The organism is Amycolatopsis magusensis, assembly GCF_017875555.1.
Taxonomy (GTDB): Bacteria; Actinomycetota; Actinomycetes; order Mycobacteriales; family Pseudonocardiaceae; genus Amycolatopsis; species Amycolatopsis magusensis.
This window is the reverse complement of the sequence record NZ_JAGGMS010000001.1, coordinates 9,324,284-9,346,750: the sequence shown is the minus strand read 5'-3', so window position 1 is coordinate 9,346,750 and position 22,467 is coordinate 9,324,284. Positions and strand designations below refer to the sequence as shown.

The window sequence follows — 22,467 nt, the reverse complement described above, 5'->3', positions numbered from 1 at the left end:
GCCGGCTCGTACAACCGGCGGCATGTCGACCACCGAACTCCTCCGGCGGGAATGGACCGCGTTCCGCCGTCCGGGCCGCCTGACCGCCCTGGCCTCCGCGGCCCTCGCCGTCATCGCGCTGGGCCTGCTGTACGCCGCGGGCGACCACTCGTCCTGCGACGGGCCCTGCCCGGCCACCCCGGTCGCCGAAGACGGCTCGATCGTCAGCGACCAGTTCTGGTTCCGGCATCGCGAACTGGGACGGGAGGGCACCATCACGGTCCGGCTGACCTCGATGACCGGGACGATCACCTACCCGCCGCCGGACCACGACCGGATCGTGCCCGGCCTGGTGCCGTGGGCGAAGGCCGGGATCATCGTCAAAGACGGCACACGGCAGGGTTCGCCGTACGCGGCACTCATGATGACCGGCAGCCACGGCGTGCGCTTCCAGCACGATTACACGCACGACGTCGCCGGAAAGGCAGGCGGTGCAACGGAAAGCTGGCTGCGGCTGACCCGCGCAGGCGACACCGTCACCGGCTCCGAGTCCGCGGACGGCGAGCAGTGGCACACCGTCGGCACGGCGCAGCTCGACGGGCTGCCGGACACCGTGCGGGTCGGCCTCTTCGCCACCTCACCCGGAGACCTCACCCTGCGCGGCATCGGTCTCGGCGGTGCGATCGAGGAGGTCCGGTTCACCCAGGCCGTGGGCGTTTTCGACAACGTCACCGTCGAAGGTGGCGCGACCGGTCCCTGGGTCAGCGAGCCGGTCGGCGAGATGAACCACACCGACTGGGAGAAGCACCACCACGCCTCGGGAGCCGTGGAGGAAGGCGGTGTCGTCACCGTCAGCGGCACCGGCGACATCGGGCCCCTCAACGACGAAGGCCGGCGCAGCCTCACGAATCTCCTGCTCGGCCTGGTGCTCGCGTTGATTATCTTGCTCGTCACCGCGGCCCGCTACGGCGCTCGCACGGCTCGCGAGACGACCGTCCGGCCGGTGATCGGTGCCCGCGCGGCCGTCGTCGGAGCGGCCACCTTCGTCAGCGGCCTGATCGCCGTCGGCATCGTCATCACGGTGGGCACGGCGTTCCTGCGGGCCAATGGGACCCCGATGCAGTCGTTGTCGTTGCTGACCGGCGCTCGGGTGGTCCTCGGGGTCGCGGCCGTGCTCGCGCTCTGCGCCGTCCTCGCCTACGGGCTCGGTGTGTGGCTGCGCCGCGGCTGGTTGGCGGTCCTCATTGGACTGTTTTTGGTCGCCTTGCCTTATGCCGTCACGACTTTCCCGCTACTGCCCGACGCGGTCTCCGAATGGCTGCTGCGGCTCACCCCGGCCGCCGGTTTCGCCGTTCAGCAGACGATGGCGGAGTATCCGCAGGTGACCGCGCACTACGCGCCGTCGGCCGGGTACTTCCCGCTCCCCGGGTGGGCCGGGCTCGCCCTGCTCTGCGTGTACACGGCCCTCGTCCTGCGGATGGCCATCCACCGCCAGCCGCCCGTGAACACCGACTGGCGTTAGTGGACGGTCAGCGGTCCGGGCGGAGGTTGGTGACTGGAAGGCCGTGGGTGGCGTGCAGGCGGACGGCCACCAGGGAACGGTGACAGGCTTCCGCGTCGCGTTCGACGCAGAGTAGGGCGGTGGGATGGGGACTCACGAGCGTGCCGAGGTCGAAGGGGTCGAGGATTTCGCGGGTGTAGCGCTCGGTGTACTCGGGCGCCAGTGCGACGCGGTTGCGCTTGCCCACGCCTTGGCGGTCGTCCTCGCGGTATTGGAGGTGGCGCAGTTCGGTGGTCGGGGCCAGCGCTTTCACATGCCGGTAGGCGATGTCTGCGGCGGCGAGGGCGTGTTGGAGTCGTACCGAGTTCGCCCAGGAGTAGTCGGGGCCGCGGACACCGCGGCGCTGGCGTAGGTCGAGGAGCAGTTCGACGCCTTCGTCGGTGAGTTTCGACAGGAAGGTCTCGGCGGTGAAGCCGTAGACGCCGATCGTCGCGATGGGGGTCATGGCAGGTCGGTGGGCTCGGCCGGGGCCGAGCCCACCACCTTCCGCTACGGCACGAGGACCGGCTGGTCGACGGCCCACAGCCAGGATCCGTCCGGCTGGCGGCGCGCGACTTCGACGGTGATCTCGCCGGTGGTCAGCGTGGACGCGGTGAGGGCGAGGTCGCCGCTCACCAGCGCCGGGTGCTGCCTGCCCGGCAGGAGCACCGGCTCGGCCGTGAGGAACTGCTCGTACACCTTGCGGATCTCCGCGTGCCCGGTCGCCAGGTTGCCCGGCGGGAACGCCAGCACGGCGTCCGGTTCGTACAACGCCACCAGTCCGTCGACATCGCCCGCGTTGCCCCGCTCGAGGAAGAACCTGCCCAGGTCGTTCGGCTCGGTGGCCACTGTCTTGCTCGTCATGGGGTGAGCTTCCCAAGCGATACACGACATCCTGTGTCGTGTATTCCGGTAAAGTTCCCGTGTGCGCGCCGACCGGTTGGTATCGCTGGTGCTGCTGCTGCGCCAGCACGGCCGGTTGTCCGCGGCTTCGCTGGCCCGCGAGCTGGAGGTGTCCACACGCACCGTCCTGCGTGACATCGAGGCGTTGTCCGCGGCGGGCGTCCCGGTCTACGCCGAACGCGGCAGGCACGGTGGTTTCGCACTCCTTCCCGGTTTTCAGACCGAACTCACCGGCTTGAGCCACGACGAAGCGCTCGCCCTGCTGGTCGCCGGATCACGCCGCGGGGCGCAGGCGTTCGGCCTCGGTTCGGCGCTGGCTTCGGCCATGCGCAAGGTGGTGGACGCGCTGCCCGAAAGTTATCGGACCACCGCGGCGGGTGCGGCCCGGCGACTGCTCATCGACCCGGAGACCGACCTCCTCGCACGCCGGTCGGTCGCCGAAGAAGTGCCCGACACCGTCGTGGCCGAGGTCCGGCGCGCGGTGTTCGCCGGGCACAAGCTGCGCATCCACTACGCCGCCGCGGACCAGGCGCCGAAGTGGCGCACAGTGGACCCGATCGGCCTGGTCACCGTGCGCGGCCAGGGTTATCTGCTGGCCAAGAGGTCCGGAGAGGACCGCACCTACCGGCTGTCGCGGATCCTGGCCGCCGAGGCGCTCGCCGAACCCGCGCAGCGGCCGGACCGGGTCGACCTGGGCCGGGCCTGGCAGGAACGCAGCACGCGGTTCCGGACCGGCGGCGACCAGGTCGCCGTGCTGCTGCGGGTGCACCCGGCGCGACGCGGGGAGTTGGTGGGCACCGCGCTGGCCGTCCTGTCCGAAGAGGCCGAGGACACCGGCGGCTGGCTGCGGCTGGAGGTGACCTTCCAGGACGCGAGGCACGCCGAATGGGCGTTGTGGCAGCTCGCCTCGAACGCGGAAGCCCTGAGTCCGCAGTGGTTGCGCAACTCTTTGCGCGACCGCGCCGCCGCGCTCGCCGGCCTGCTGGGAAGATCGATTCCGGCGGCGCGGAAATAGGCGCCATCCCTTTCCCGAGGTTCGTTGAACTTTCACCGGAGTCCGTATAGACTGATGCGCCCTGGGAGCGCTCCCAAATGGATCATCCCCGCTCAACGGAGAATGGAGACCCATCCATGCGTATGCGCACAAGTTCCGGGTCCGCCGCCAGACGCCGCAGCATCCTCGCAGTGATCACCGGCATGCTGGCCTGCCTGTTCATCTGGGTCCCGACGGCCTCGGCGCACGGCACCATCGTCGGTCCCGCCACCCGCGCCTACCAGTGCTGGCAGGCCTGGGGCAGTCAGCACACGAACCCGGCCATGCAGCAGCAGGACCCCATGTGCTGGCAGGCTTTCCAGGCCAACGCCGACACCATGTGGAACTGGATGAGCGCGCTGCGGGACGGGCTCGGCGGTAACTACCAGGGCGCGACCCCGGACGGTCAGCTTTGCAGCAACGCCCTCTCGCGCAACGATTCCCTGAACAACCCCGGGGCGTGGAAGACCACCAGCGTCGGCAGCAACTTCACCATGCACCTGTACGACCAGGCCAGCCACGGCGCTGACCACTTCCGGGTCTACGTCAGCAAGCAGGGGTTCAACCCCGCCACCCAGCGACTCGGCTGGGGCAACCTCGACTTCATCACGCAGACCGGGAAGTTCGCCCCGGCCAAGGACATCAAGTTCAACATCCAGACCAGCGGCTACACGGGACACCACGTGGTGTTCACCATCTGGCAGGCGTCACACCTGGACCAGGCCTACATGTGGTGCAGTGACGTGAACTTCGGCTAGTACCCCGGGCACTTCCGGCCCGGTGCCCGTACCTCGGGCGCCGGGCCGGTTGCTCACGTCCGGAGGTCGTCGATGAACCGCGTGAGCAGGGTGGCGAACTCCCGCGGTGCTTCCCGATGTGGTGCGTGGCCGACGCCTGGCAGCACCTGGACTTCGCCGCGCCACAGCGTGGGGATGGTCAGCTTCCGCAGGTAGTCGAGGTTGACCAACTGCTCTTCGGCGCCCTGCACGATGGCCAGTGGCTGTTCCAGCGCGGAAACGATGGCGAGTTCGTCCGCGAATCGGCCGGCGCCGACGCTGCTGCCGAGGCCGGTGCGGGCTGAGCCGTCGGTGGCCAGAATGTCCGGAACGAACTCATCGCTGTCGAGTGGAGAGCCGGGCGCGACGAAACTTTCGGCGACCAGTTTCGCCTCGGATTCGCTGACTTCCTCGCGGAAAAGGGCACCCATCGCCGGGTTCGGCAGGAATGCCTCCGGCATTTGCTCGACGGTCGCGATCGGTGGTGCGCCGAAGAGGACGAAACCGCCCGCGTCCGGCAGTGCGGGCACGGCTTCCAGCGCGATCTGCCCGCCCAGGCTCCAGCCGACGACGACCGCGTCGGAAGCCCCGAGTTCCTGCGCGAAACCGGCGAGTACGGCCGCATAGCCCGGCAGCGAGTAGTCGTCCTGGTTCCCGGCGGGCTCGGACTGGCCATGGCCAGGCAGGTCCAGTGCCAGGCAACGGAACCGGCGGCCGAAATCGCCCGCCAGCAGCGGCGCCCAGGTTTTCGCCGAAGACGAGTTGCCGTGCACGAATACCACCGCGCGCTCGTCCCGGTCGCCGGGGCTTTCCAGGTAAGCGATCCGCTTCCTGTCGATTTCCACGCTCAGCTGCTTCACTCGACGCCTTTCCCGGGCCTGTCCGCGTGGTTCCCAGCTATACCAGGTTTCGCGTCAACTGCGGAATTCCGCAGTTGTTCCCGCGCGCGGGCGACGGGAGGATCGGCGGGCGAACCCCTACTACGGCACGACGCACCTGGCGTAGCTCCGCTGTCCAGTTCGGAGAAGCGCACCGCCCGGGCCGCCGTCTTCGAGACCGTTCCGATCCGGTGGCCGATCATCCACTATGCGAGGAGCTGTCCACCGATGACCGAAACCCAGGCCCTGACCGAGTTCCCCAGGGCCAGATCGGCCGAGTGCCCCTTCGAGCCGCCACCCGAGTTCACCGAGATCCGGGCGGCCGCCCCGGTTCCGCAGCTGACCTGCCCGGCGGGCATCGAGGCCAGGGTGGTCTCCCGCTACGAGGACGTGCGCGCGGTGCTGGCCAACCAGGGCGCCAGCTCGCGGGGCGCGCCGTCGATGCACATGATGGAGCACCCCAACCTCAACATGTCGGTCGTGCCCGGCAGCATCCTGCGCATGCAGGGGCCGGAACACCGGCGGCTGCGCCGGTTGCTCGGCCCGGAGTTCATGCCGAAGCGGTCGGAATCGATGCGCGACTACGTCCGGAAGGTGGTCGACGAGCACATCGACGCCCTGCTGGCCGGGCCGAAACCCGCCGACCTGGTCCCGGACTTCGCCTGGCCCATCCCCGCGCTGATCGTCGGCGAGCTGCTCGGGTTGCCCGAAGAGGACCGGACGCTGTTCTACGAGCACACCGGGATCATGATGAGCGCCGCCACCGACCAGCCCACGAAGGACGCGGCCGACGGCCGGATGTGGGAGTACATGGAGACGGTGGTCGCCGCCAAGCAGGCCGAGCCAGGGGACGACGTGCTGAGCAGGCTGATCCGGCGCGGGGAGGAATCGGGGCAGCCGCTGACCTTCACCGAGCTGGTGGGGATCGGCACCACGCTGCTCATCGCCGGGCACGACACGACGGCCAACTCCATTTCCATGAGCGCGCTGCTGATGATGGTGCACCGCGACCAGATGGAACCCCTGCGCACCGACCCGAAGCTGGCCGGGCCCGCGGTGGAGGAGATGCTGCGTTACCTGTCGGTCCCGCAGTTCGGCCTGCTGCGGTACGCGACCGAAGACATCCCGCTGGGCGAAAGCACCATCAAGGCGGGGGAGTGGCTGGTCGCCGCGCTGCAGTCGGGGAACCGGGACGAGCAGGAGTTCGACGACCCGGACCGGTTCGACGTCACCAGGAAGCCCCGGCCGCACCTGACCTTCGGCTTCGGCGAGCACCAGTGCCCGGGGCAGCACCTGGCCAGGACGGAACTGCAGGAGGTCTGCCTCCGCCTGCTCGAGCGGATCCCGTCGCTGCGGCTGGCGATCCCGTTCGAGGACCTCGTCTTCAAGGACGAGCACTACGCCTTCGGGGTGGAGTCGCTCCCGGTGACCTGGGACGACGACACCTCGGCCTGAACCGTCCCGGTTCGCGGAGAAACCCTTCCGGCGCGGCCGGTTCACCATTCAGGGGGCCGCTGAATCTTTCTCGATGACGTATGCTAATAGGAGCGGGATTCCGCGGCCCTGCCACCCGGAGACGGGCGACAGGGCCGCGGTTCTCACATCGGGGCATTCTTCGCGAGCCGAATGCCCCGGCGACTGTACTGCGCCGCCTCACCTCGCGTGCCGGAATCAAACCCCCCGCCCGGCACTGTTACCCCAATGGGTGAAAGGAATGGCGGTCAACGCGCTGCGCGCGGTCTCTTTGGTGGTAACGGGTTAGCGGTGGGCAATTGTGGTCGGTACGGTGCCAGCACGGAGTTCGGACAAGGCACCCGTGTACCGATCAACTGCTCAACAAATGAGGAGATCGCTGTGCTGAAGAAACTCGGCCTCGCGTCCCTGGTCGCAGCTGCAGGTATGTTGTCGCTGGGCGGTGTTGCTTCGGCGGACACCCCGGAGTACGACGACCAGGTCGGCCTGGTTAACCTGAACAACATCGACGTCCTGCACAATGTCAACGGCACTGTGGGTCTCTGCGGCAACGAAGTCAATGTCCTCGGCGTGCAGGTGTCGATTCACGATGCCCTCAACGGCATCGGTGTTCCCGTGCTTTCCCCCGGCGACAACGAGGCTTCGGGTGAGAACCCGTACAACTGCGCGAGCGGTGGCGTCGTCGACGGCGGATCGGTTCAGGACAACTGAACCCCCCCGCAGTGCCCGTTCACCGGAGCGGGCACCGTGGAATCAGTGACCGCTATTCGGGCGGCGGCACCAGGGCGTTCCGCGCTCGCCGTCGCGTAAATCAATCAAGGAGTCAGTAAATGCTGAAGAAGATCGGCGCCATGGTCGGCGCCACCGCCGCCGGCGTGCTCATGTTCGGTGGCGTCGCCTCGGCCGACGCGCCGGAGTTCGACGACCAGGCCGGCCTGGCCAACCTGAACAACCTCGACGTGCTGCACAACGTCAACGCCGCCGTCGGTGTGTGCGACAACAACATCAACGTGCTCGGCGTCCAGGTGCCGGTGCACGACGTCGCCAACGGCATCGGCATCCCGATCCTCTCGCCGGGCGTCAACGAGGCCGAGGGTGAGGACCCCTACAACTGCTCCAGCGGTGGCGTGGTCGACGGGGGCAGCGTCCAGGACAACTGATGTCCTGATCGCGGCTTTCGAGAACGGGCTCCCGGCATCGCGCCGGGGGCCCGTTTTCCCGTGCCCGGCCAACCTGGGACGGTGTTCGGTTCGCCAGGCTTCGATCTGACGCCCTACGCGCGGGCGAGCATGCCGCTGTCCGTGCGGCGCACCTGGTGCAGCTGGGGTGACGCGGTCTGGCGCCTGCTCGCCGACGCCCTGATGCCGACCACCGAGGGCGGCACGTTCATGCAGCGGATGGCCGACGGGCCGGCCGGGCACGCGGCCCAGTCGTGATCAGTTTGTTTTTTACCGACTATCGGCCGTAGTAGGGCACTCGCTCGCGGTGATACTCCTCGGGGGTCAGGTTCTCGACCCCCAAGGAGAGACCATGCTGATCCGACGTTCAGCCCAGGTTTTCGCTGCCACGCTCGCGCTCTCGGTCCCGCTGTTCGCCACCCCGTCCGCGCTGGCCGAAGACGTCCGCGCGGCCGCGGTCACCATCACCTACGACGACAGCCAGGCGACCGAGTACACCGACGCCATCACCGCCGGTATCGCGGTCTGGAACGACAACCTGGACAACGTGCAGATCGACAAGGTCGAGCCGGGCGGGCAGGCCGACGTCTCGTTCGTCGCCGACCCCGGCTGGCCGCGGGCCGAGCTGGGCCCGGCCATGCCGGGTGACGACCTGACCATCTGGTTCGGCAAGGAAGCCGTGGACGACGGGTACAACCTGACCCGCATCGCCTCCCACGAGTTCGGCCACAGCCTCGGGCTGCCCGACGTGAAGCCGGGACCGTGCTCGAGCCTGATGTCCGGCAGCACCGGCGGGGTGGACTGCGACAACGCCGTGCCGAACGCCGAGGAGATCGCCGCGGTCGAGGACAACTACGCCGGTGGGTTCGCGCCGCGGGACCGTGAAGCGGCTGTCGTGGTGGTCGGCTGACCTTTCGCCGGAACCAGAAGCCCCGTTCCTTGTGAGGGACGGGGCTTCTTGTCCTCAGTGGACAGTGAGCCTCAGTCCAGGCAGAACTCGTTGCCCTCGGGGTCGGCCATCACGATGAAGCCGAGGCTGAGCGGGGGAGCGGGTTCGTGCCGCTCGAGCCGGGTGGCCCCCAGCGCGACGAGCCGCTCGCACTCCGCCTCCAGTGCCGCCATCCGCTCGTCGCCCTGCAGGCCGGGCGCCGCGCGGACGTCGAGGTGCACGCGGTTCTTGGCGACCTTGTCCTCCGGCACCTGCTGGAAGAACAACCGCGGGCCTTGGCCTTCGGGGTCTTCGACGGCCGAGCTCGTGTTGCGCTGGTCCTCGGGCACGCCCATCTTCTCGAGGAATTCGGCCCAGGCGGCCAGCGGGTCGGCGCCTTCGGGCAGCTCGACCCCGGGCGGGGCGGGATGGACGTATCCCAGCGCGTCACGCCAGAAGGCGGACAGCGCGGCGGGGTCGTGGGCGTCGAAGGTGATCTGGACTTGGCGGCTCATCGGGTGGCTCCGTTCGGGTGCGTGTGCAGGTAGAGGTCGCGCAGCAGGCAGACCTCGGACAGGTGGTGGATCAGCTCGCGGTGGATGTGCAGCACCAGATCGGCCACCGCCAGCTCGGGGTAGGGCTCCTTGTCGCCGACCGGGGCCAGCAGTTCGGCCTCGCTGAGGCCGCGCACGCCGGTCAGCCAGAGGTCCAGGTGCGTTTCGAGCTGGTCGAGGGCGGTGGCCGCGGTGCCGGCGTACTCCCAGCTTTCGTAGGACACCGCCGGGGCCCCGAAGTGCGCGGCGTTGCGCGCGGCGAGCACGCCGACGATGACGTGGGACAGCCGCCAGGCGATCGTGGTGAAGGGTGGCGGGTCGGGCTCGGGGAAGGCGTAGTCGATGGTGAACTCCCCGGCGCCCACCTGCACGGGGGCGGTCGAGGTGCCGCGTGGCCGCAGGCTCCAGGCGTCCGGCACCGGCGACCAGAAGTACTCGTCGTCGGTGAGGCCGTGGAGGCGGGCGCGCACCTGGTGGTTCCAGTGGAACTCCCACTGCTCGCGCAATCGCTGGTTCAGGTCGAAGGGCTCGGCGCTCATGCACCCACCTTGACATGCCTAGCGGACAGGATCGGTCCGCTATCTCTGGCAGGGTGGGTGACGTGGACGCGGACGAGCGGGGGACGACCGAGCGGGTGCTCACCCTGCTCGGGTTGCTGCAGCAGCGTCAGGTCTGGACCGGGCCCGAACTGGCAGGCCGGCTCGGCGTCACGGCACGCACGGTGCGGCGTGACGTCGAGCGGTTGCGCGCGCTCGGCTACCCGGTGCAGGCCAGCCAGGGGGTCGGCGGGGGCTACCAGCTCGGACCGGGGCAGGACCTGCCGCCGCTGTTGTTCGACGACGAGGAAGCCATCGCCACCGCGGTGTCGCTGCTGGTCGGCGCGGGTGGCGCGGTCGCCGACGCCGGGGACGCCGCGCTCCGGGCGCTGGCCAAGCTCGACCGGGTGCTGCCCGTCCGGTTGCGGCAGGAGGTGCGTGCGCTCTCGGAATCGGTCGATTCCTTCGACGGCGGCCGCCAGCCGGTCGACCCCGGCGTGCTGATGACCTTGGCCAGAGCCTGCCGCGACGAGGTGGAGGCCGGGTTCGGCTACCCGTCCCGTGGCGAGGTGCGGGAGCGGCGGGTCGAGCCCTACCGCCTGGTCGCCTCCGACCGGCGCTGGTACCTGCTCGCCTACGACCTCGACCGCGACGACTGGCGCAACTTCCGCGTCGACCGGATGACCGGCGTACTCGCGCGGACGTGGCGGTTCCGCCCGCGCGAAGCCCCCGACGCGGCGACCTTCGTGCAGGAAAACGTCGCGATGCGGGTCTACCGGCACCAAGCGCGGTTCCTCGTGCACGCATCCGAAGACACCGTGCGCGCTCAAATCCCGGCGAGCGCGGCCGTCGTGCGCGGACGAGGACCCACGCGGTGCGAGGTACTCAGCGGCGCGGGCAGCCTCGACTTCGTGCTCCTGCACATGGTGTTGCTGGGGCACGAGTTCGAGGTGCTGGACCCGCCGGAACTCAAGGAACGCTGCCGGGTACTGGCGGCCCGCCTCCAAGCAGCCGCGGCCGACGGGTCAGGCGGGTTGTGATTCGGTTCGGCTGATCTGCCGGCGCTTGGGAGCCTTGGCACGGAGGGTGTGCCCGCCTGGCTTGCGGGCTTCGCGCGCCAGTTGCCAGACGATGCCCTTGCAGATGAGCTCCTTGATCATCGCGCCGGCGCGGCCGCGGAGGTGGTGCCGTTTCGCGGTGTCGTCCCGCTCGGTGAGCTGGAAGACCCCGGCGCGGCGGCCCAGGCTGACGCACTGGGCGGCGAAGCCGATGTGGACGGGTCCCGGCTCCTCGCCCGCGATCCGGCTCAGCACGGTTTCGGCGGCTTGCGGGCCCAGCTGGACCGCGGCCTGGCAGCTCATCCGGAACGGCCGGTCCGACGGCGCCGCCGCGTCACCGGTGGCGACGATGCGCGGGTCGTCCATGCTGGTCAGCGTCTCGTCGGTGCGCAGGCGGCCGAGGGCGTCGGTGTCCAGGCCGCTGCGGGTGGCCAGGTCCGGCACGCCGAAACCGGCGGTCCAGACGGTCACCTCGCTCGGCAGTTCGCGGCCGTCGCCGAGGTGCACGGTGTCGCGCGTGACCGCGGTGACCGTCGAACCGGGCCCGTCGAGCACGGTGACGCCGAGCTTCGCCAATCGCGCGGCGACCGAGCGGCGGCCAGAGGCGTGCAGGGACGGGGCAAGGACGCCGCCGCAGAGCAGGGTCACCGCGCGACCCTGTTCGGCCAGTTCAGCGGCAGTTTCGATACCGGTGAGGCCGCCACCGGCCACCGTCACCGCGGGCGTGCCGTCGAGGGCGTCGCGCAACCGCTTCGCCTCTTCCAGACTGCCGATCGGGTAGGCGAATTCGGCGGCTCCGGGCACCCGCGGGTCGGCGCTGCCGCTGCCCACCGCGTAGATCAGGTAGTCGTACGCGAGCGTGCCACCGGTCTTGAGCGTGACGCCGCGCTCGTTCGCGTCGATCCGCGTCACCGTGTCGACCACCAGCTCGACGCGGTCGCCCAGCACGTCCCGGTAGTCGACGACCGCGTCGTCGGAGCCGCCCGCCAGCTGGTGCAGGCGGATGCGCTCGACGAAGGTCGGGCGCGGGTTGATCAGGGTCACGGTCACGTCGTCGCGCCGCGTCAGGCGGTTGGCCGCCATGACACCGGCGTACCCGCCGCCGATGACGACCACTGCGGTCTGTCCAGCCATGGTGTCTCCTCCGAAGATCCGGGTTCGGACACTGGACGCCGCACGGCCGGGAATTGTGACAACCGCCGATGAGTTTCCGGCAGCCGCGTGGTCCACCTCACGAACGGTGGAGAGGAGTCCGGGTGGATCTGTACAGCGTGATGCCGGTCAGCGACCTGGCGAGGGCACTGGAGTGGTTCGGCGCGTTCTTCGGGCGCGCGGCGGACGAGGTCATGGGCGAGGAGCACCTGTGGCAGGTCGGCGAGAACGCCTGGGTGGTCGTCGACCTGCGGCCCGAGCGGGTCGGCGGGGCCACGATCACGCTCGGGGTGCCCGACTTCGGCGACTTCCTGGCCCGCCTCGCCGAACACGGCATCGAGCACGAACCGGTGGAGACCTACGGCAACGGCGTGCGGCACGTGGTCGTACTGGACCCGGACGGGAACAGCCTGTCGCTCGCCGGATAGATCACCCCGGCAATGCCCAGGCCCGGCAATGCTATGAGTGGGGCATTACTAGCATTCAACGCTAGTAATGCCCCACTCCTAGCGTTCGGTCGAGGGAGCGTGGCCGGTGGGGAGCGCTACCGGACTGCCCTACAGCCAGTCGTGTTCTCGGGCGTAGCGGGCGGCTTCGTGGCGGGTGCGGGTTTGGGTTTTCTGCATCGCGTTCGAGAGGTAGTTGCGGACGGTGCCTTCCGCGAGGTGCAGTTGCTTGGCGATGTCGGCCACCGAGTACCCGTCGCCGGTTACGCGCAGCACGTCCAGTTCGCGTTCGGTCAGGGGGCAGTCGTCGACGACGGCGAGTGCCGAGACGTCCGGGTCGATCCAGCGCTTGCCCTCGTGCAGGGTCCGGATGACCGAGGTGATGTGCGCCGGTTCCGCCGACTTGCTGACGAAACCCTGCACGCCCAGCTTCAGCGCCTTGCGCAGCACGCCGGGTTTGGCGTGGCGCGTCAGCATGAGGATCACCTGGTCCGGCCGCGTGCGGCGGATCTGCGCGACCGCGCCGAGTCCGTCCACGCCGGGCATCTCCAGGTCGATGACGAGCACATCGGGCTGGTGTCGCAGGGTCGCTTCCACCGCCGCCTCACCGTCTTCCGCCTCGGCGAGCACGGTGATCTCCCCTTCGAGCGGCAGCAACGAGGCGAGTGCCTTGCGCAGCAGGGCTTCGTCGTCGGCGAGTACCACGGTGGTCATCGGGCCCCCTGCGGTCGAAGGTGCGGGAACGCCGCAGCGGTGAGGAAAGTGCCGTCCTTCTGCTCCACGGTCAGCTCCCCGCCGTCACCGGCCACCCGTTCACGCAGCGTGGAGAGCCCGCTGAGCTCGGGGAGCGGGGCGTCCGGCGCGCCGTCGTTGAGGATGGTGATGCCGGACTTCGACAGCGTGATCCGCACCTGCCCGGCCTGCGCGTGCCGCAGGATGTTCGTGGTCGTCTCGCGCAGGACCTGGCCGAGCAGCTCGCTCGCCTGGGCGTCGACCTCGGCTTCGCGGTCGACGCGCACGTCGATGCCCGCGGCCTCGAAGAGGTTCTTCGCGTTCTCCAGCTCGGCGGACAGGTTGAGCCGCCGTTGCGCGTAGGCGAGTTCCTTGGTCTGGGCGATGGTGTCGGCGACCAGCGCGTGGATCTCGCGCAACTCCTCCTCGGCTCGGTCGGCGTCTGTGCGCACCAGCTTCTGGGCCAGCGAAATCTTCAGCTTCACCACGTGCAGCGTGTGGCCCTGGATGTCGTGCAGGTCACTGGCGAACCGCATGCGCTCCCGGACCACGGCCAGTTCGGCTTCGCGATCCCTGGCCTCCTCCAGATCCTTCACCACGCCGTAGAACCTCTTGTTGGGGAACATGAGCCCGGTCACCACCGCGGTGATCCCGGCGGGCAGGACGACCCAGTTGATCAGCCCTTCGGGCAGGTCCTCGTGCACCAGCAGCAGCCTCGTCGCGCCCACCGCGGCGACGAAGGCGACCAAGCCGACCGCGGCCAGGCCGCGGAGGCGGGAAAGCTGGGGAATGATGTGCGGGCCCACCAGGGAGAGGCCGTAGAACGCCGTCCCGGTGCCTGCCACGAGAGCTCCGTAGACCCACACCCCCGCGCTCACGAGCAGGCAGGGGATCGCGAGGCGGAAGACGTCGTTCGCCGTCCACCGTTCGAAGGTCAGCAGCGCGGCCACCACGCCGAGGGCCAGGATGAACGCGTCCAACCAGGACCGCGCGTCCCGCACCACGATCAGCACCCCGACGGCGACGAGCAGCGGGGAGATCATCATCAGGTTCAGCCGTCGCAGCCGTCGCTGGGTGTCCGCGGTGGGCGCCGTCACCGGTCCGCACGCTGTGGTCGGGGATGCATGTCGCCCAGTATTCTTCCGCGCCCGCCGCGGCACCAGTGACGCCGCGTCACATGTTCACCCCAAGGAATGTCATGGCGAGGACATGACGTGAGTGCACTGCCCGGAGCGCGCGGCGACGGGTGGAATCAGGGCATGTCCACACCAGTCATCGAAGTTGACCGCCTCAACCTCAAGTACGGCGATTTCCACGCCGTGAAGGACCTTTCCTTCCAGGTGCGGGCCGGGGAGTTCTACGCGCTGCTCGGCACGAACGGGGCAGGCAAGACCTCGACCCTGGAGACCATCGAAGGCCACCGCACCGCCACTTCGGGCACCGTGCGCGTGTTCGGGCAGAGCCCCCGCGACCGCCGCGCGGTGCGGCCGCGGATGGGGATCATGCTGCAGGAGAGCGGTTTCTCGCCGGATCTGACGGTGCTGGAGTCGGTGCGGCTGATCGGGAAGCTCGCCCAGCGCGTGGACCGGCCCGAGCGCGTGCTCGGCATCGTCGACCTCACCCGCAAGGCGAGCACGAAGGTGTCCCAGCTCTCCGGCGGGGAGAAGCGGCGGCTGGACTTCGCCACCGCCGTCTACGGCGCGCCGGAGCTGATCTTCCTGGACGAGCCGACCACCGGCCTGGACATCCAGTCCCGCGACGACCTCTGGACCGCGGTGGAGCGGTTGCGCGAGGACGGTTCCACCATCGTGCTCACCACGCACTACCTGGAAGAGGCGCAGCAGCACGCCGACCGGATCGGGCTGATGCACCAGGGCACCTTCCACCAGGAGGGCACGGTTTCCGAGCTGACACGGACCCTGCCGTCCGTCATCAGCTTCTCGCTGCCGACCCCCGCGCCGGCGCTGCCGCTGGCAGCCACCCGCGAGGGTGACGGCAAGTTCGTCATCGAGACCTTCGGCCTGCAGAAGGACCTGTTCACCCTGCTCGCCTGGGCCCAGGACCACGCGGTGGAACTACACGACCTCCAGGCCGGGCCGACGCGGCTCGACGACGTCTTCCGCGCCATCGGCAACGCCTGAAACCCCCTACCGAACGAGGAATCCCGCCATGCTTTCGATCGCCATGAGCGAGCTGATCCAGATCCTGCGCAACCGGCTGGTGCTGGTCACCAGTTTCATCATGCCCGCCGCGGTCAGCGCGTTCTTCATCTACCGGCACGAACTCTTCGCCTCGGTGGCCAGCCTCGGCTACGTCGCGGCGGTGGTGATGTTCACCGTGGGCGCCTTCGGCCTCTACACCACCGCGGTGACCACCCTGGCCTCACGACGGCAGAACCTGTTCCTCAAGCGGCTGCGGTCCACCGCGGCGGGTGACGCGACCATCCTTTCCGGACTGTTGCTGCCGCTCACCGTCATCGCGCTGGTCCAGGTGACGGTGATCATGACCGTGCTGGCCGTGGTCGCCGGTGCGCCCGACAACATCCTCCTGCTGGTGGCGGCGGTGCTCGCGACGGTGGCGATGATGATCGGGCTCGGCCTGGCCACCGCGGGCCTGACGAACTCGCCCGAGCACGCCCAGGTGACCACGCTGCCGGTCAGCCTCGGGGTGATCGCCGTGGCCAGCTGGGTCGGGATCGCGGGCACCGAGGAGCTCACCCTGCTCAAGCGGCTGCTCCCCGGCGGCTCGGCCACCGAACTGGCCGTCAACGCCTGGAACGGCGGCGTGGCCGTGACGGATTCGCTGATCCTGCTGGCGCCCACGCTGAGCTGGGTCGTGGTCGCGGTCGCGCTGGCCTCGCGGATGTTCCGCTGGGAACCGCGCCGATGACGAACACCCGACGAGGAGGAATCGGCATGCGCAAGTTCGTCCCGATCGTTTTCGCCGCCGCGCTCACCCTGACGGCGTCCGCGCTCCCCGCGGTGGCGGCAGTGGACACAGTGGACTGGGGCCCGTGTCCCGAAGGCATCACCGGAGCCGGTCTCGAGTGCTCGACGCTCGAAGTGCCGCTGGATTACCGCGATCCGGACGGGCCGCAGATCGAGATCGCGATCTCCCGCCTGGCCAGTGCGAACCCGGAGAAGCGCCGCGGCGTGTTGCTGACCAACACCGGCGGTCCGGGCGGGGAGGGCCTGGCCTACCCCGCCGTTCTGCGGGACTCCCTGGAGCTGCCGCAGGAGGTGCTGGACAGCTACGACGTGATCGGCATCGACCCGCGCGGGGTCGCCCACAGCACGCCGGTGACCTGCGACCTGACGCCGGAGCAGTGGTTCACCAACATCCCCCTGCACGCGCGGCACCCGGCCGACGTCACCGCGCAGGCCGAGCAGGCGAAGCTCGTCGCCGAGCAGTGCGGGAAGTCGGCGTCGGCACCGTTGCTGCCGCACCTCACCACCGCGAACACCGCCCGCGACCTCGACCGCGTCCGCGAGGCGCTGGGTGAGTCCACAGTGTCCTATTTCGGCCGGTCCTACGGCACCTACCTCGGTTCGGTCTACACCACGCTGTTCCCGCACCGCAGTGACCGGTTCCTGCTCGACAGCGCGACCGGCCCCGGCGGCTGGGACGCTTCGTTCAGCCGGAAGTTCGGCGAGGGCTTCGAGGAGCGGTTCCCGGACTTCGCGGAGTTCGCCGCCGCGCGGCCCGAGTACGGCCTCGGCGACACACCGGCGAAGGTGACCGCGAAGTACTTCGACCTCGCCGCGCGCCTCGATGCGAAGCCGAGCCCGCAAGGCGTCAACGGCCAGGTGTTCCGCCAGGTCACCTTCGCCAAGTTCTACTTCGACGCGGAGTTCCCGTCGCTGGCCGAGGCCTGGCACGCGCTGGACACCGGCAAGCCGGTGCCGGTGCCCACCGGGACCGCGGCGCCCACCGCTCAGGTGCCCGCGGACAACTACCTCGCCAGCCAGCTGCACGTGATCTGCAACGACTCGGACTGGCCGGAGTCGGTCGGGACCTACCAGCGCAACGTCGCCATCGACCGGATCCGGCACCCGATGTTCGGCGCCGCCGCGGCCAACGTCACGCCGTGCGCGTTCTGGCCGTCCGAGCCGGTCGAGCCGCCGGTGAAGATCACCGGCCGCGGCCCGTCCAACGTGCTCATCGTGCACAACCTCCGCGACCCGGCGACCCCGCTGTCCGGTGCCAGGCAGCTGCGGCAGGCCTTCGGCGACCGCGCCCGGCTGGTCACCGCCGACCAGGGCGGGCACCTGGCCTACCTGTACCTGGACAACCCGTGCGTCCACGACATCTCGACGAAGTTCTTGGTCACCGGGGAACGCCCGGCGAAGGGGACGGCATGCTGATCGCCGAACTCGTGCTGCTGGGCCGGGCCGACCTCGACGAGGCCGCCCGCCGCGAACGCTATGAATGGGGCATTACTTGCAATCAACGCAAGTAATGCCCCACTCATAGCACTGGCCCGACAAGGCACTGGCCCGACAAGGCACTGGCGCAACTTTGGGGCGTGCGGGACAGCGCCTAACATGGATGGTCATGGACATCACCATCCACACGACCGCGCTCCCGCACGACGACCCGGACGCGTCGCTGGCCTTCTACCGCGACGCGCTCGGGTTCGAGGTCCGCAGCGACGTGGGCCAGGGGAAGATGCGCTGGATCACCGTGGGGCCCGCCGGGCAGCCCGGCACGTCCATCCTCCTGGCGCCGCCCGCCGCCGATCCCGGGGTCACCGAGGAGGAGCGGGCCACCATCACCCGGATGATGGCCAAGGGCACCTACGGCTGGCTCCTGCTGGCCACCCCCGACCTCGACGGCACCTTCGAGAAGGTGCAGGCGGGCGGCGCGGAGGTGGTCCAGGAGCCGGTCGAGCAGCCGTACGGGGTGCGCGACTGCGCCTTCCGGGACCCGGCGGGGAACCTGATCAGGTTCCAGGAAGTCAGCTGATCAGGAATCGAGAAGCACCGGCGGCGGTCCCGGAACTAGCGTCATGGGCATGACAGCGATCGAGTTCATCACCCTGGACGTGGCCGACACCGAGGCCGCCAACCGCTTCTACACCAACGCTTTCGGCGCGGACCCGCGGATCCGCGTGCGGGAGGCTCAGCCCGCGACGACCGGGTTCCGGGGGTACACGCTCTCGCTCATCGTGTCCCAGCCCGCCAACGTCGACCTCCTGGTCGGCGCCGCGCTCGAAGGCGGGCGACGTCGGTGAAGCCCGCCGCGAAATCGCTCTGGGGCTACGGTGGTTCCGTGCGGGCGCCGGACGGGGCGATCTGGACGATCGCGACCTCGTCCAAGAAGGACACCGAGCCCGCCTCCCGGAAGGTCGATGACCTGGTGCTCTCGCTGGGGGTCGAGGACGTGGTCGCGAGCAAGCGGTTCTACGCGGAGCAGGGCCTGACCGTGGGGAAGAGCTTCGCGCGCATGTACGCCGAGTTCGAGTCGGGCTCGGTCAAGCTGGCGCTGAACCGGCGGCGGGCACTGGCCAAGAACGCCGGCGTCGACCCCGAAGGCACCGGCGCCCACCGCCTGACCATCGGTGGCGGTGCCTTCACCGACCCGGACGGGTTCGCCTGGGAGCCCGCGACCTCGGCAGTGAAGCAGTGACCCCGGCGCCGCGTGCTTTCGAGGAACGGCTGCGGGACACCCGCGCGAAGCTGGAAACCGAGGTCGACGCCTGGGTGGCGACCTCGGGCTCCCCGGGCGGGGTCCACCTCATCCCGCTTTCCTACCTGTGGGACGGGACGGCGTTCCTCATCGCCACGCCGCGGGCGACGGTCACCAGCCGCAACCTGCTCGCGGACCCCCGGACCCGCCTCAGCCTCGGCCCCACGCGCGATGTCGTCCTCATCGACGGCACCGCGACCCCCGTGGACATCACCACGGAGACCGGCGACGCCTTCGCCGCGCGCACCGGTTTCGACCCACGCGAGCTCGCCGAGCCGTACCAGTACTTCCGGATCGAGCCGCGGCGGATCCAGGCGTGGCGCGAGGCGAACGAAGTCCCCGGCCGCACCCTCATGCGGGACGGCCACTGGCTCGGCTGAGGTGTCCGGTCCTGGGAAGTGGCTCCGACGTTCCTCGTGTGGCGGTGGGTGCCGTCCGTGAGGAGGAGTGACGTGGGCATGGCAATGGCAGTGGCTGGTGCGCGGATGGCCGAGCTGGTCGACGGGATCGGGGACGGGCAACTGGGGCTGCCGACCCCCTGCGACGAATACCGCGTCGCCGATCTGCTGGCGCACATGGATCAGGTGACGCGCGGGTTCGCGGCGCTGGGGCGGGGTGAGGTGGACCAGAAGGTGACCGACGGCTTGGAGGACGGCTGGCGGGATCGGCTCGGACGGCAGCTCACCGAGCTCGGCGAGGTCTGGGGTGACGCTCGCGCGCGGGAAGGGGTGACCGAGGTGTCCGGGCTGGAGTTGCCCGATCGGACGTGGGGCGGGATCGCGCTGACCGAGGTCGTCGTGCACGGGTGGGATCTGGCGCAGGCCACCGGGCAGCCGTTCGAGTTGCCCGCGGAGACCTTGCGCGCCTGCTTCGAGCACGTGGCCGAGTTCGTGCCGAAGGCGCCGGTGCCGGAGCTGTGGGGGCCACCGGTCGCGGTGCCCGGCGATGCCGCCCTGCTCGACCGGATCGTGGCGATCACCGGCCGCGTGCCGTGACCGGGCCGGTGGTTTCGCCGATGCCCCGGTAGCCGCCGCCCTGCCACGCTGCGGAGGTCCGATTTCCGTGCGATGGCTGGGAGAAACGATGTCTGCTCGAAAGGCGGCGGTGCTGGGCGCGCTCGCGATGGCGGGGGCGTTGCTCGGGGCGGTACCGGCCACGGCGGCCGAGCCCGCCGGCCGTGAACCCATCTTGTTCGTGCACGGTCTCTTCGGCGCGCCGAACAACTTCGACACCATGTCGCTGCGGTTCCGGCTGAACGGGTACGCCAAGAGCGAGCTGGTCTCCTTCGGCTACGACTCGACCGGCTCGCTCACCGCCGCCGCGAGCCAGTTCGCGGCGAAGGTCCAGGAAGTGCGTGCGGCCACGGGCGCGGCGAAGGTCGACGTCGTCACCCATTCACTCGGCGGCCTGCCCTCGCGCTGGTTCGTGAAGGTGCTCGACGGCGCCGCGAGCGTGGACGACTGGATCTCCCTCGGCGGCCCGAACCAGGGCGGTGACCCGGGGACCTGCCCCGCTCCCGGTTCGACGGCGTGCGAGCAGGCGACCAAGGGCTCGGCCTTCATCACCCAGCTCAACAGCGGCGACCCGACGCCCGGATCCCTGTCCTACACGACGTTCTCCTCGCCGTGCGACACCGTGGTCGAGAACGAATGGACCACATTGGACGGTGCGGACCACGTGGACGTCGGCTGCGTCAGCCACTTCAACCTGGTCTCGGACCGCGACGTCTTCGACGAAGTGCTCGCCGCGACCACCGGCTAGCGCGGCGGCTCCTGTTGCTCCATCACGATCAGGGCGCCGTTGCTGGTCCCGTCCGCGCCACGCAGGGCGCCGCAGAGCACGCGCACCACGATGTTGCGGCCGCGCCGGTTGATCGCGGACAGGTGCAGTTCGGCTTGGAATTCGGCGTCGGCGAGGGCCTTGCGCACCACCGGGCGGATCTCCGGCAGCGGCAGGCCGCTGTCGAGGTTCAGCAGGTGCTCGCGTTCGGCTTCCTCGCGACGCAGGCCCCAGAGTTCTTCGGCGCCCCGGTTCCAGGCCTGCACGCGCATTTCGCGGTCGACGACGACCACGCCGTGCGGCATCGAGGTGAGGATCGACTCGAGGAACGCGTTCACCTCGTCCAGTTCCCCGCCGCGGTCGCGGAGCACGTCGTTGATGGTCTGCAGTTCGTCGTTGGCGGACTGCAGCTCCTCGTTCATCGTCTCCAGTTCCTCGTTGGTGGACTGGAGCTCCTCGTTCGTGGTCTCCAGTTCCTCCACAGTGGACTGGAGTTCCTCGTTGGTCGTCTCGAGTTCTTCGTTGGTGGACTGCAGTTCCTCGTACGCCGCCCCGAGTCGCCGGTTGGTGTCCTGCAGCTCGGCCATCAGCTGCCGCGCGGCGCTGACGTCGTGGAAGACCACCGAGATGCCGATCAGCGTGCTCTCCTCGCTGACCAGCGGGTTGATGTGGACCTCGTACCAGCACGGCCCGCTGCCGCGGTGCCATTCGACGTCCTGGATGCGCAGCGAACGCTGCTCGAGCTTCGCCTGGTCGATGTGTATGCGCAGGGGCACCGGCCGGTAGGCGATCTCCAGGTCGCGCAGCGGTTTGCCGATGTCGCCATGGGACAGCCCGAAGGCGGACCGGGCCTGCTGGTTGATCAGCACCGTGGTGTCGTGCTCGTTGAGCACCAGCTGGGCCACCGGGCTGGTGCCGAACGCGAGCTGGCGCAGTTCCTCCAGCTGGTCCCGTTCGGTGGGCGGGACGACGGCGTGGCCGCTCACGGTGAACTGCCCGAGCCTGCTGGTGCTGTTGGGGGCCTTGGTGAAGACCCGCCGTTTGAGGTTCACCGGTTCGAGGATGCGCGAGTGGCTGAGCAGCATTTCGGCCTTGCCGAGGAACAGCAGTCCGCGGGGCGCCAGCGCGAAGTGGAACCGCTCGAGCACCCTGGCCTGGGTCTCGGCGTTGAAGTACATCAGCGTGTTGCGGCAGGTGAGCAGGTCGATGCGGGAAATGGGTGCGTCCTGCACCAGGTCGTTGCGCCCGAAGATGATCGAGCGCCGCAGGTCCTTGCGGAACTGGTACCGGGTCTCGGTCTTGTCGAAGAACCGGGCCAGGCGGTCCTCGGGGATGCCGGACACCTCGGTCGCCGAGTAGGAGGCGTGCCGGGCCTGTGCCAGCGCCTCCTCGTCGACGTCGGTGGCGTAGATCTTGACCCGGCGGCGGAAGTCCTCGACGCCCATCTGGTCGGCCAGCAGCATGGCCAGGCTGTAGGTCTCCTCACCGGAGGCGCAGCCGGCGCTCCACACCCGGATGAACTCGTCCGGCCCGCGTTCGGCCAGCATCCCGGGCACCACCTCGTGCTCCAGGTACTCCCACGCCTCGGCGTCGCGGAAGAACCCGGTCACGTTGATCAGGATGGTGTTGAACAGCGAGACGAACTCGTCGGCGTTCACCTGGAGCAGGTCGATGTATTCGTTGTAGTCGCTGATGGAGACCTGTTGCATCCGCCGTTGCACCCGCCGCAGCAGGCTCGAGCGCTTGTAGCCGGTGAAGTCGAACCCCCGCGATTCCTTGAGGTAGCCGAGCATCGCTTCGAAGTCACCGCTCGGTTCGACATCTGTTTCATGCA

26 protein-coding genes and 1 pseudogene are annotated in these 22,467 nt (G+C 69.4%); 18 read left to right on the top strand and 9 right to left on the bottom strand.

Features of this window, described 5'->3' with window-relative positions:
* Nucleotides 1–22 precede the first annotated feature (22 nt).
* Nucleotides 23–1,501: a DUF1349 domain-containing protein gene (locus JOM49_RS42255; RefSeq protein WP_209670463.1), complete on the top strand. Its 1,479-nt coding sequence runs from the start codon at nucleotides 23–25 to the stop codon at nucleotides 1,499–1,501.
* 7 nt (nucleotides 1,502–1,508) lie between these two features.
* Here the strand turns inward: JOM49_RS42255 and JOM49_RS42250 are convergent, their stop codons facing one another.
* Both JOM49_RS42250 and JOM49_RS42245 read right to left on the bottom strand, forming a co-directional pair.
* Nucleotides 1,509–1,985 (bottom strand): DUF488 domain-containing protein, encoded by a 477-nt coding sequence (locus JOM49_RS42250; protein WP_209670461.1) that lies wholly within the window; start codon nucleotides 1,983–1,985, stop codon nucleotides 1,509–1,511.
* Between the two features lie 44 nt (nucleotides 1,986–2,029).
* The gene (locus JOM49_RS42245) at nucleotides 2,030–2,368 is read right to left on the bottom strand and encodes a YybH family protein (RefSeq protein WP_209672285.1); all 339 of its coding nucleotides are present in this window, start codon (nucleotides 2,366–2,368) and stop codon (nucleotides 2,030–2,032) included.
* A 76-nt stretch (nucleotides 2,369–2,444) separates the two neighbouring features.
* Here JOM49_RS42245 and JOM49_RS42240 point away from each other — a divergent pair, with 76 nt between their 5' ends.
* Both JOM49_RS42240 and JOM49_RS42235 read left to right on the top strand, forming a co-directional pair.
* On the top strand, nucleotides 2,445–3,437 hold the full coding sequence (locus JOM49_RS42240) for a helix-turn-helix transcriptional regulator (RefSeq protein ID WP_209670459.1): 993 nt from the start codon (nucleotides 2,445–2,447) through the stop codon (nucleotides 3,435–3,437).
* Nucleotides 3,438–3,607: 170 nt separating this feature from the next.
* Entirely contained in the window at nucleotides 3,608–4,213 is a 606-nt protein-coding gene (locus JOM49_RS42235) for a lytic polysaccharide monooxygenase auxiliary activity family 9 protein (RefSeq protein WP_460444245.1), read from the top strand.
* Nucleotides 4,214–4,266: 53 nt separating this feature from the next.
* Here the strand turns inward: JOM49_RS42235 and JOM49_RS42230 are convergent, their stop codons facing one another.
* The gene (locus JOM49_RS42230; protein WP_209670455.1) at nucleotides 4,267–5,076 is read right to left on the bottom strand and encodes an alpha/beta fold hydrolase; all 810 of its coding nucleotides are present in this window, start codon (nucleotides 5,074–5,076) and stop codon (nucleotides 4,267–4,269) included.
* Nucleotides 5,077–5,337: 261 nt separating this feature from the next.
* Here JOM49_RS42230 and JOM49_RS42225 point away from each other — a divergent pair, with 261 nt between their 5' ends.
* From JOM49_RS42225 to JOM49_RS42205, 5 genes are all read left to right on the top strand, one after another.
* Entirely contained in the window at nucleotides 5,338–6,564 is a 1,227-nt protein-coding gene (locus tag JOM49_RS42225; protein WP_209670454.1) for a cytochrome P450, read from the top strand.
* Between the two features lie 399 nt (nucleotides 6,565–6,963).
* Complete coding sequence (locus tag JOM49_RS42220) at nucleotides 6,964–7,293, top strand: hypothetical protein (RefSeq protein ID WP_209670452.1); 330 nt, start codon at nucleotides 6,964–6,966, stop codon at nucleotides 7,291–7,293.
* 119 nt (nucleotides 7,294–7,412) lie between these two features.
* Nucleotides 7,413–7,742 (top strand): hypothetical protein, encoded by a 330-nt coding sequence (locus JOM49_RS42215; protein WP_209670450.1) that lies wholly within the window; start codon nucleotides 7,413–7,415, stop codon nucleotides 7,740–7,742.
* An 81-nt stretch (nucleotides 7,743–7,823) separates the two neighbouring features.
* Nucleotides 7,824–8,018 (top strand): hypothetical protein, encoded by a 195-nt coding sequence (locus JOM49_RS42210; RefSeq protein WP_209670448.1) that lies wholly within the window; start codon nucleotides 7,824–7,826, stop codon nucleotides 8,016–8,018.
* Between the two features lie 94 nt (nucleotides 8,019–8,112).
* The gene (locus tag JOM49_RS42205) at nucleotides 8,113–8,670 is read left to right on the top strand and encodes a snapalysin family zinc-dependent metalloprotease (protein WP_209670446.1); all 558 of its coding nucleotides are present in this window, start codon (nucleotides 8,113–8,115) and stop codon (nucleotides 8,668–8,670) included.
* 71 nt (nucleotides 8,671–8,741) lie between these two features.
* On the opposite strand, the gene JOM49_RS42200 is transcribed toward JOM49_RS42205, so the two are convergent.
* Nucleotides 8,742–9,203: a VOC family protein gene (locus JOM49_RS42200; protein ID WP_209670444.1), complete on the bottom strand. Its 462-nt coding sequence runs from the start codon at nucleotides 9,201–9,203 to the stop codon at nucleotides 8,742–8,744.
* Nucleotides 9,200–9,781, bottom strand: a complete 582-nt coding sequence (locus JOM49_RS42195; RefSeq protein ID WP_209670442.1) for a DinB family protein — start codon at nucleotides 9,779–9,781, stop codon at nucleotides 9,200–9,202. The genes JOM49_RS42200 and JOM49_RS42195 overlap by 4 nt, the downstream gene beginning before the upstream one ends.
* A gap of 14 nt (nucleotides 9,782–9,795) precedes the next feature.
* On the opposite strand from JOM49_RS42195, the gene JOM49_RS42190 reads away from it, so the two are divergent.
* The gene (locus tag JOM49_RS42190) at nucleotides 9,796–10,818 is read left to right on the top strand and encodes a helix-turn-helix transcriptional regulator (protein WP_209670440.1); all 1,023 of its coding nucleotides are present in this window, start codon (nucleotides 9,796–9,798) and stop codon (nucleotides 10,816–10,818) included.
* Here the strand turns inward: JOM49_RS42190 and JOM49_RS42185 are convergent.
* Nucleotides 10,804–11,970: an NAD(P)/FAD-dependent oxidoreductase gene (locus JOM49_RS42185; protein WP_209670438.1), complete on the bottom strand. Its 1,167-nt coding sequence runs from the start codon at nucleotides 11,968–11,970 to the stop codon at nucleotides 10,804–10,806. The two genes, JOM49_RS42190 and JOM49_RS42185, sit on opposite strands and share 15 nt — an antisense overlap.
* A 122-nt stretch (nucleotides 11,971–12,092) precedes the next feature.
* Between JOM49_RS42185 and JOM49_RS42180 the strand changes: the two genes are divergently transcribed.
* Nucleotides 12,093–12,416, top strand: a complete 324-nt coding sequence (locus JOM49_RS42180; RefSeq protein ID WP_308159047.1) for a VOC family protein — start codon at nucleotides 12,093–12,095, stop codon at nucleotides 12,414–12,416.
* Nucleotides 12,417–12,545: 129 nt separating this feature from the next.
* Here JOM49_RS42180 and JOM49_RS42175 read toward each other — a convergent pair whose 3' ends face one another.
* Together JOM49_RS42175 and JOM49_RS42170 are read right to left on the bottom strand one after the other, a co-directional pair.
* Nucleotides 12,546–13,148 carry a response regulator transcription factor gene (locus tag JOM49_RS42175; RefSeq protein ID WP_209670434.1) on the bottom strand — a complete coding sequence of 201 codons (603 nt, stop codon included), beginning with the start codon at nucleotides 13,146–13,148 and terminating at the stop codon, nucleotides 12,546–12,548.
* Nucleotides 13,145–14,212: a histidine kinase gene (locus tag JOM49_RS42170; RefSeq protein ID WP_209672283.1), complete on the bottom strand. Its 1,068-nt coding sequence runs from the start codon at nucleotides 14,210–14,212 to the stop codon at nucleotides 13,145–13,147. Before JOM49_RS42170 ends, JOM49_RS42175 begins: the two co-directional genes overlap by 4 nt.
* A 213-nt stretch (nucleotides 14,213–14,425) precedes the next feature.
* Here JOM49_RS42170 and JOM49_RS42165 point away from each other — a divergent pair, with 213 nt between their 5' ends.
* The 8 genes and pseudogenes from JOM49_RS42165 (at nucleotide 14,426) to JOM49_RS42130 (ending at nucleotide 20,615) form a co-directional block, all read left to right on the top strand.
* Nucleotides 14,426–15,307, top strand: a complete 882-nt coding sequence (locus tag JOM49_RS42165; protein WP_209670432.1) for an ABC transporter ATP-binding protein — start codon at nucleotides 14,426–14,428, stop codon at nucleotides 15,305–15,307.
* 28 nt (nucleotides 15,308–15,335) lie between these two features.
* On the top strand, nucleotides 15,336–16,055 hold the full coding sequence (locus JOM49_RS42160) for an ABC transporter permease (protein WP_209670430.1): 720 nt from the start codon (nucleotides 15,336–15,338) through the stop codon (nucleotides 16,053–16,055).
* Nucleotides 16,056–16,081: 26 nt separating this feature from the next.
* Nucleotides 16,082–17,530: an alpha/beta hydrolase gene (locus tag JOM49_RS42155; RefSeq protein WP_209670428.1), complete on the top strand. Its 1,449-nt coding sequence runs from the start codon at nucleotides 16,082–16,084 to the stop codon at nucleotides 17,528–17,530.
* 190 nt (nucleotides 17,531–17,720) lie between these two features.
* Nucleotides 17,721–18,131, top strand: coding sequence for a VOC family protein (locus JOM49_RS42150; RefSeq protein WP_209670427.1), 411 nt, complete (start codon nucleotides 17,721–17,723; stop codon nucleotides 18,129–18,131).
* 49 nt (nucleotides 18,132–18,180) lie between these two features.
* Nucleotides 18,181–18,794: pseudogene (locus JOM49_RS42145) on the top strand (glyoxalase).
* Nucleotides 18,791–19,234: a pyridoxamine 5'-phosphate oxidase family protein gene (locus tag JOM49_RS42140; protein WP_308159046.1), complete on the top strand. Its 444-nt coding sequence runs from the start codon at nucleotides 18,791–18,793 to the stop codon at nucleotides 19,232–19,234. The pseudogene JOM49_RS42145 and the gene JOM49_RS42140 overlap by 4 nt, the downstream one beginning before the upstream one ends.
* A 78-nt stretch (nucleotides 19,235–19,312) precedes the next feature.
* The gene (locus JOM49_RS42135) at nucleotides 19,313–19,849 is read left to right on the top strand and encodes a TIGR03086 family metal-binding protein (RefSeq protein ID WP_209670425.1); all 537 of its coding nucleotides are present in this window, start codon (nucleotides 19,313–19,315) and stop codon (nucleotides 19,847–19,849) included.
* An 88-nt stretch (nucleotides 19,850–19,937) separates the two neighbouring features.
* Complete coding sequence (locus tag JOM49_RS42130) at nucleotides 19,938–20,615, top strand: esterase/lipase family protein (protein ID WP_209670422.1); 678 nt, start codon at nucleotides 19,938–19,940, stop codon at nucleotides 20,613–20,615.
* Here the strand turns inward: JOM49_RS42130 and JOM49_RS42125 are convergent.
* Nucleotides 20,612–22,426, bottom strand: coding sequence for a CheR family methyltransferase (locus JOM49_RS42125; protein ID WP_209672279.1), 1,815 nt, complete (start codon nucleotides 22,424–22,426; stop codon nucleotides 20,612–20,614). The genes JOM49_RS42130 and JOM49_RS42125 overlap by 4 nt on opposite strands.
* Nucleotides 22,427–22,467 lie beyond the last annotated feature (41 nt).

Coding starts and splice junctions, on each gene's coding strand:
- JOM49_RS42170 (WP_209672283.1), bottom strand. CDS start 14,212: ATGATGATCTCCCCGCTGCTCGTCGCCGTCGGGGTGCTGATCGTGGTG.
- JOM49_RS42135 (WP_209670425.1), top strand. CDS start 19,313: ATGGCAATGGCAGTGGCTGGTGCGCGGATGGCCGAGCTGGTCGACGGG.
- JOM49_RS42165 (WP_209670432.1), top strand. CDS start 14,426: ATGTCCACACCAGTCATCGAAGTTGACCGCCTCAACCTCAAGTACGGC.
- JOM49_RS42205 (WP_209670446.1), top strand. CDS start 8,113: ATGCTGATCCGACGTTCAGCCCAGGTTTTCGCTGCCACGCTCGCGCTC.
- JOM49_RS42190 (WP_209670440.1), top strand. CDS start 9,796: ATGCCTAGCGGACAGGATCGGTCCGCTATCTCTGGCAGGGTGGGTGAC.
- JOM49_RS42155 (WP_209670428.1), top strand. CDS start 16,082: ATGCGCAAGTTCGTCCCGATCGTTTTCGCCGCCGCGCTCACCCTGACG.
- JOM49_RS42175 (WP_209670434.1), bottom strand. CDS start 13,148: ATGACCACCGTGGTACTCGCCGACGACGAAGCCCTGCTGCGCAAGGCA.
- JOM49_RS42225 (WP_209670454.1), top strand. CDS start 5,338: ATGACCGAAACCCAGGCCCTGACCGAGTTCCCCAGGGCCAGATCGGCC.
- JOM49_RS42200 (WP_209670444.1), bottom strand. CDS start 9,203: ATGAGCCGCCAAGTCCAGATCACCTTCGACGCCCACGACCCCGCCGCG.
- JOM49_RS42195 (WP_209670442.1), bottom strand. CDS start 9,781: ATGAGCGCCGAGCCCTTCGACCTGAACCAGCGATTGCGCGAGCAGTGG.
- JOM49_RS42215 (WP_209670450.1), top strand. CDS start 7,413: ATGCTGAAGAAGATCGGCGCCATGGTCGGCGCCACCGCCGCCGGCGTG.
- JOM49_RS42255 (WP_209670463.1), top strand. CDS start 23: ATGTCGACCACCGAACTCCTCCGGCGGGAATGGACCGCGTTCCGCCGT.
- JOM49_RS42185 (WP_209670438.1), bottom strand. CDS start 11,970: ATGGCTGGACAGACCGCAGTGGTCGTCATCGGCGGCGGGTACGCCGGT.
- JOM49_RS42160 (WP_209670430.1), top strand. CDS start 15,336: ATGCTTTCGATCGCCATGAGCGAGCTGATCCAGATCCTGCGCAACCGG.
- JOM49_RS42250 (WP_209670461.1), bottom strand. CDS start 1,985: ATGACCCCCATCGCGACGATCGGCGTCTACGGCTTCACCGCCGAGACC.
- JOM49_RS42130 (WP_209670422.1), top strand. CDS start 19,938: ATGTCTGCTCGAAAGGCGGCGGTGCTGGGCGCGCTCGCGATGGCGGGG.
- JOM49_RS42150 (WP_209670427.1), top strand. CDS start 17,721: ATGGACATCACCATCCACACGACCGCGCTCCCGCACGACGACCCGGAC.
- JOM49_RS42125 (WP_209672279.1), bottom strand. CDS start 22,426: ATGCTCGGCTACCTCAAGGAATCGCGGGGGTTCGACTTCACCGGCTAC.